6 protein-coding genes are annotated in these 6,238 nt (G+C 73.2%); 4 read left to right on the top strand and 2 right to left on the bottom strand.

Translation table 11 applies throughout. From position 1 onward, the window contains the following. Positions 1–156: 156 nt before the first annotated feature. Entirely contained in the window at positions 157–756 is a 600-nt protein-coding gene (locus ABD419_RS24835) for a short chain dehydrogenase (protein WP_344492814.1), read from the top strand. Between the two features lie 10 nt (positions 757–766). Here the strand turns inward: ABD419_RS24835 and ABD419_RS24830 are convergent, their stop codons facing one another. After that, positions 767–1,129, bottom strand: a complete 363-nt coding sequence (locus tag ABD419_RS24830; protein ID WP_344492811.1) for a hypothetical protein — start codon at positions 1,127–1,129, stop codon at positions 767–769. 235 nt (positions 1,130–1,364) lie between these two features. Between ABD419_RS24830 and ABD419_RS24825 the strand changes: the two genes are divergently transcribed. Together ABD419_RS24825 and ABD419_RS24820 are read left to right on the top strand one after the other, a co-directional pair. Further along, on the top strand, positions 1,365–3,065 hold the full coding sequence (locus ABD419_RS24825) for a DUF885 domain-containing protein (RefSeq protein ID WP_344492809.1): 1,701 nt from the start codon (positions 1,365–1,367) through the stop codon (positions 3,063–3,065). 86 nt (positions 3,066–3,151) lie between these two features. Further along, positions 3,152–3,853 carry a hypothetical protein gene (locus tag ABD419_RS24820; protein ID WP_344492806.1) on the top strand — a complete coding sequence of 234 codons (702 nt, stop codon included), beginning with the start codon at positions 3,152–3,154 and terminating at the stop codon, positions 3,851–3,853. Between the two features lie 15 nt (positions 3,854–3,868). Here ABD419_RS24820 and ABD419_RS24815 read toward each other — a convergent pair whose 3' ends face one another. Further along, complete coding sequence (locus ABD419_RS24815; protein WP_344492803.1) at positions 3,869–4,846, bottom strand: aldo/keto reductase; 978 nt, start codon at positions 4,844–4,846, stop codon at positions 3,869–3,871. A 140-nt stretch (positions 4,847–4,986) separates the two neighbouring features. Here ABD419_RS24815 and ABD419_RS24810 point away from each other — a divergent pair, with 140 nt between their 5' ends. Continuing rightward, the gene (locus tag ABD419_RS24810) at positions 4,987–6,192 is read left to right on the top strand and encodes an ROK family transcriptional regulator (protein ID WP_344492800.1); all 1,206 of its coding nucleotides are present in this window, start codon (positions 4,987–4,989) and stop codon (positions 6,190–6,192) included. Positions 6,193–6,238: the final 46 nt, after the last annotated feature.

Here is a 6,238-nt window from a genome sequence, read left to right as displayed (position 1 = left end):
GCCGCCGTCGCCTGGGGCACCGCCGCGGTCGCCCTCCCCGGCAGCCGCATGCCCGGCGCCGACGACATCGACCTCGCCGCCGTCCAGGTCACCGCGAACCCGGACCCCGCCCGCGCCCTGCGCTGAACCGCTGCACCGCAACAGGAAGGCACCCGCATGAAGATCCTCCTCGTCGGCGCGACCGGCACCGTCGGCTCGGCGGTCCGCGACGGCCTCACCGCGCGCGGCCACGACGTCATCGCGGCGCACCGCTCCTCCCCGGAGTGGCCCGTCGACCTCGCCGACCCCGCCCAGATCGAACGCCTCCTGGACAAGGCCGGCACCGTCGACGCGATCGCGTGCACCGCCGGCACGACCCCGTTCGGGCCCTGGGACGGCCTCGACCGCGACGCCTGGCGGGCCGGCCTCGACTCCAAGCTCCTCGGCCAGGTCGAACTCGTCCGCCGCGGCACCGCGCACGTGCGCGAGGGCGGCTCGTTCACGCTCATCACCGGCGTCCTCGCCCGCGAACCCATCCGCGGCGGCGCGATCGCCGCCGCCGTCAACGGCGCCCTGGAGGCGTGGGTCCGCGCCAGCGCCCTCGAACTCCAGGGCCGCTTCCGGATCAACGCCGTGAGCCCCACGGTCCTCACCGAGTCGCTCGACGTCTACGACGAGTCCTTCCCGGGCTTCCCCACGGTCCCCGCCGCCGACGTCGCCCGCGCGTACGCACGCTCGATCGAGTCGTTCGAGACCGGCCGGGTCTACCTGCTCTGACCGCCCGCCGTCACGGCGCCGCCTGCGCGGCGAACCCGTTGAAGATGTACACCGCCTGGTCGAACAGCCTGACCCCGGTCGACGGGTAGTCGACGGCCTCGCTGCACGCCATCGCCGCCTCGACGCCCTTGGGCGGCAGGTCGGTCGTGGAGACGTTCCACGCGACGAGGCCCAGCACGACGAGCACCAGGGCCGTCAGCGCCACGTTCCCCCACAGGGGAAGCCGCCTGCGTCCGACCGTCAGCACCAGCGCGAACGCCACGACGATCAGCAGGATCCCCGACGTGATCTTCCCGCCGCCCAGCAGCACCACGCCGCACATGCCGAGCAGGACGATGCCCGTCCACAACGCCGTCTTCTTGAGGATGTCCATGAGGGGCCGCTCCTTGCGATCGAACCGCCCGCCTCACCCGTGCCGAAACGGCGACGGGCACGACGAACGGCGCCGCGCCGCGCGCGGCTGGGGTGGAAGTGCCTCCGAGCTATCTCTATATAGCTAGTATGTTAGTACTATAGTACTTCGACGCTCCCACTGTCAACGACCCCGACCGCGCCCCGGAAACCCGCACGGGACCCCACCGGACAGCGGATCTGGGGATAATCCACTCATGACCTCCCCCTCGAACACCCCCGCCCCCACCGAGATCGCGACCCTGTCGCAGGAGTACCTCGACGTGCTCCTCGACCGGCACCCGATCGGCGCCTCCCTCCTCGGCGTCGAGGGCCGCGAGGACCGGCTCCCCGACCACAGCGAAGCCGGCGGCGAGGCGTACGTCCGCCGCCTCGCGGCCCTCCGGGCCCGGGCCGAGGCCGTCGACCCGAGCGCGCTCGCCCTCACGGAGCAGGTCACCAGAACCGTGCTGCTGCAACAGATCGCCGCCGCACAGGACCAGGTGCACGTCCGCGCGCCCGAGTACACCGTCTCCGACACGCTCTTCAGCCCGGCCGTCGAGACGCTCGTGCTGCTCGGCATGGTCGGCGTCGCCGAGCAGCGCCACGCCGACGGCCACCTCGCGCGCCTCGCCGCACTCCCCGACGTGTTCGAGGCGATCGCCCAGCGCCACCGCGACGGCGTCGCGGCCGGGCGGGTCCCCGTGCACCGCCTCACCGAGTCGACGATCGCCTACTTCGAACGGATCCTCGCCTCAGACCGCATCGAGGTGCTCGCCGACACCGAGCCGGCCCCCGACAGCGGCGTCGACGCCGTCGCGTTCCGCGCCGAACGCGACCGCCTCCTGGAGACCGCCCTCAGACCCGCGCTGGCGCGCTACCGCGACGTCCTCCGCGACGAGGTGCTGCCGCACACGCGGCCCGACGAGCGGCCCGGACTGACCTGGCTGCCCGGCGGCGACGACTACTACGCCAAACTCGTCAAGTACCACACGACCACCGGCCGCACCGCCCGCGAACTCCACGACCTCGGACTGGAACTCGTCGGCCGCCTCCGCGACGAGATCGCCGAGACCGGCGCCCGCGCCCTGCGGACGGGCGACGCCGACGAAGCCCTCGACCGGCTGCGCACCGACCCCGCGCTGCGCTGGCGCGACGGCGACGAACTCCTCGACGCCGCCCGCGAGGCCATCGCACGCGCCGAGGCGGCCGCCCCGGCCTGGTTCGGGCGCCTGCCGTCCCAGAGCTGCACCGTCAGACCGGTCCCCGACGGCGAGGCCCCCGGCGCCCCCTCCGCCTACTACGTGCTGCCCGCGCTCGACGGCGCCCGGCCCGGGATCTACTTCGCCAACACCTACGAGGCCGACAAGCGCGACCGGTTCAGCGCCGAGACGACCGCGTTCCACGAGGCCGTCCCCGGCCACCACCTGCAGATCGCGCTCGCGCAGGAGCTCACCGACGTGCCCCTGTTCCAGCGGATCGCCGACGTGAACGCCTACAGCGAGGGCTGGGGCCTGTACGCCGAACGCCTGGCCGACGAGATGGGCCTGTTCTCGAGCGACCTCGACCGGCTCGGCATGCTCAGCGAGGAGTCCGTGCGCGCCTGCCGCCTCGTCGTCGACACCGGCCTCCACGCCCTCGGCTGGACCCGCGCCCAAGCAGTCGAGTTCATGGCCGCCAACACCGCGACCGCCCCGATCGAGGTCGAGACCGAGATCGACCGCTACATCGCCGCGCCCGGCCAGGCCCTCGCCTACATGGTCGGCCGCCTGGAGATCCAGCGCCTGCGCACCGAAGCCGAACAGGCCCTCGGCCCGCGCTTCGACATCCGCGGCTTCCACGACACCGTCCTCGGCTACGGCTGCCTCCCCATGGACGCCCTCGCCCTCGTCGTCCACCACTGGACCGGTGACCAGTAGCCCCACCCGAGCCGCATCGGACCGCCGCCTCCGCCCTGCGAGTGATCCTCCGAGCCGGTGTCGGCGGGGCGATCTAGGCTGCGGGGATGCCGAACTCCTCGTACCTGTGCGCGACCGACCAGCGGACGCTGTACCCCTCGACCACCGACAAGGGCTTCGTGCCCGACACCGATGTCGTCGCGTATGACGTGCGGTGCGTGCCGCTGCTGTGGCTCGCGCTGTTCCGGCCCGCGGACCTGGTCGCGCAGACGATCGTGATCGAACCCGATCCGGACGCGGTCTACTACGAGTTCGGGCCGGACGGGGACTTCGTGGAGGTCGAGACCCCGGCCGAGGAGGCGGTGGACCAAGTGGTCGAGGCCGTCGCGCCACTGGTCGGCAAGGACCTCGCGCTCGCCCGGCTCGACGCCGCCGTGCCCGTGCTCAACCGGCTCTTCGCCGGTGAGGGGCCGCTGGACGAGCACGCCGCGATGCTGCGCCGCGCGGTCGCCGACGCGCCCGGGGCGTACCTGACGATCGAGCTCGACGAGATCGAGGGGCTGTGGGAGCCGGGCACGTTCCAGCCGGCGCTGCGCGCCGCGCTGGCGAGCCTGGAGGCGCCGGCCGACGCCGAGGCCGACCGGGCGCGCCTGGTCGAGATCGCGCAGCTGCGGGAGGGCCGGGCGTTCCCGCCGGCGCGGATGCTCCTCGGGGACCAGACCGGTGTAGAGGAGGACGACTACTGGAACCTGGCGCGGCTGCTGGGGGCGAGCTTCAGCGCCGAGGTGCCCTGGGAGCCTTCGGTCTGACGCCCGCCCGGGCCGTCACCAGCGGTGGTGGACCTGCGGGCGGACGAGGTCGTCGTAGACCTTCGCGACCTCGGCGTGGAGGTCGTCGCCGAGGGGCGCGAAGGCGGCCGCGGCCGCGTTGGCCTCCGCCTGGGCGGCGTTGCGGGCGCCGGGGATGACGACGGTGAGGCCGGGCTGGTCGAGGATCCAGCGGAGGGCGAACTGGGCCATGGTCATGCCGTCGGGCACGAGGGGTCGGAGGCGCTCGACCGCTTCGAGGCCGGTCGCGAAGTCGACGCCGGCGAAGGTCTCGCCGACGTCGAACGCCTCGCCGCGGCGGTTGTAGTTGCGGTGGTCGTCGGCGGCGAACTCGGTGCGGGCGGTGTACTTGCCCGACAGGAGGCCGGAGGCGAGGGGGACGCGCGCGATGACGCCGACCCCGGCGTCCGCGGCGGCCGGGAGCACGCGTTCGAGGGGCTTCTGGCGGAACGGGTTCAGGATGATCTGCACCGAGGCGACGCCGGGACGGGCGATCGCGGCCAGGGCCTCCTCGCAGGTCTCGACGCTGACGCCGTAGTGGGCGATGCGGCCGTCGGCGACCATGGCGTCGAGGGCGGCGAACACCGTGTCGTCGCCGTAGACGCTCGTCGGCGGGCAGTGCAGCTGCACCAGGTCGAGCGGTGTCATGTCGAGGCGCGAGCGCGAGTCGTCGTTCCAGGCGAGGAAGTTCGCCTCGCTGTAGTTCGCGTGGAGCTGCTCGGCGCGCCGGCCCATCTTGGTGGCGACGACGACGCCCGGATGGGACTTGCGGAAGGCGCCGACGATGCGCTCGGAGCGGCCGTCGCCGTAGACGTCGGCCGTGTCGTAGAAGGTCACGCCCGCCGCGGCCGCGGCCTCCAGGGCCGCCTCGGCGTCGGACTCGCTGACCTCGCTCCAGTCGGCCCCGATCTGCCAGGCGCCGAACCCCACGACGCCGACGCTCGCGCCGGTCCTGCCGAGCACGCGTGCTTCCATGCCGTCCCCCTCGATGTCGCCGAAAACCGCACCAGAGCATACCGGCCGCGGCGGCGCCCACGGCCGTCGCCGGACGAACCGGAGGCCGCCACTTCAACTAACCCATTTACAAAGTGGCGTTCCCGCCGTAGCATTCAGCCATGAAGTCCACCTCGCGCGACATCCGCCTCCGCAACTGCTTCGCGGTCCTGCGGCACCTCATCGCCGACGCGCCGACCTCCCGCCAGATCCTCGCCCGCGAGACCGACCTGTCCGTGGCGACGGTGTCCAACCTGGTCACCGACCTGATCGAACTCGGAGTCGTCGTCGAGGTGGGCCGCGAGGACTCCGGCGGCGGACGCCCCCGCGCCCTGCTCGCCCCGAACGCGGGCGGCGGCGTCATGATCGGCGTCGACGTCGCCGAGACGTACGTGCAACTCGAAGTGTACGACCTCGCACTCACCGTGGTCGACAGGGTCGAAGAGCGCATGGAGGCCAGCGAGAACAGCCCCGACCAGGTCATCGGCCACATCGCCTCCGCAATGGACCAGGTCCGCGGCCGCCTCGGCGACCGCGCCATCCTCGGCGTCGGCGTCAGCCTCCCCGGCCAGGTCGACGTCACCTGGGGCGTCTCCGGCTTCGCCCCCAACTGGAACTGGCACGACGTCCCCTTCCGCCAGCTCCTCACCGAGCGGCTGCGACTCGACGTCCCCGTCTACCTCGACAACCCCCTCAAGACCATCACCGTCGGCGAGCTCTGGTTCGGCGACGGCCGCGGCGTCGACCGCCTCGCCGTCCTCATCCTCGGCACCGGCGTCGGCGCCGGCCTCGCCTTCGGCGGCCAGCTCTACCGCGGCGCCACCAACTCCGCGGGGGAGTGGGGCCACACCACCATCAACCCCGCCGGCCCCCAGTGCCGCTGCGGCGCGAAGGGATGCATCGAGGCCTATGTGGGCGCCCCCGCGATCCTGCGGCAGTGGGCCCGGCTCGACGGCCGCGACGCCGCCGGGTCCCAGACCGAGGCCATGGCCGCGCTCGCCGCCGCCTGGGAGGCCGGCGAGCCCGCCGCCGTCCGCACCGTCGAGACCGTCGCCGAGTCGCTCGCCGCCGGCGTCGCCAACCTGCTCAACCTGGTCAACCCCGACCTCGTCGTCTTCGACGGCTGGGTCACCGCCGCCCTCGGCGACGCCCTCGTCCCCGAGTTCGAGCGCCGCCTCGCCGACCACGCTATGGAGGCCCCGCTCAAGGCCGCCCGCCTCAAGCGGAACACCCAGGAGCGCAACATGGTCGCCCTCGGCGCCGCCGCGCTCGCCCTGGAGGGCCACCTGAACCGCCTGAACACCGTCGGGTCCCGCAGCCGCCGCTGACCGGACCCCCAGCGCCCCATCCGAATACCGCGCGGCAGCGGCCCGA

It is taken from the genome of Glycomyces endophyticus (genome assembly GCF_039531525.1).
GTDB classification, from domain to species: domain Bacteria; phylum Actinomycetota; class Actinomycetes; order Mycobacteriales; family Micromonosporaceae; genus Glycomyces; species Glycomyces endophyticus.
This window is presented reverse-complemented; position numbering and strand designations above follow the sequence as displayed.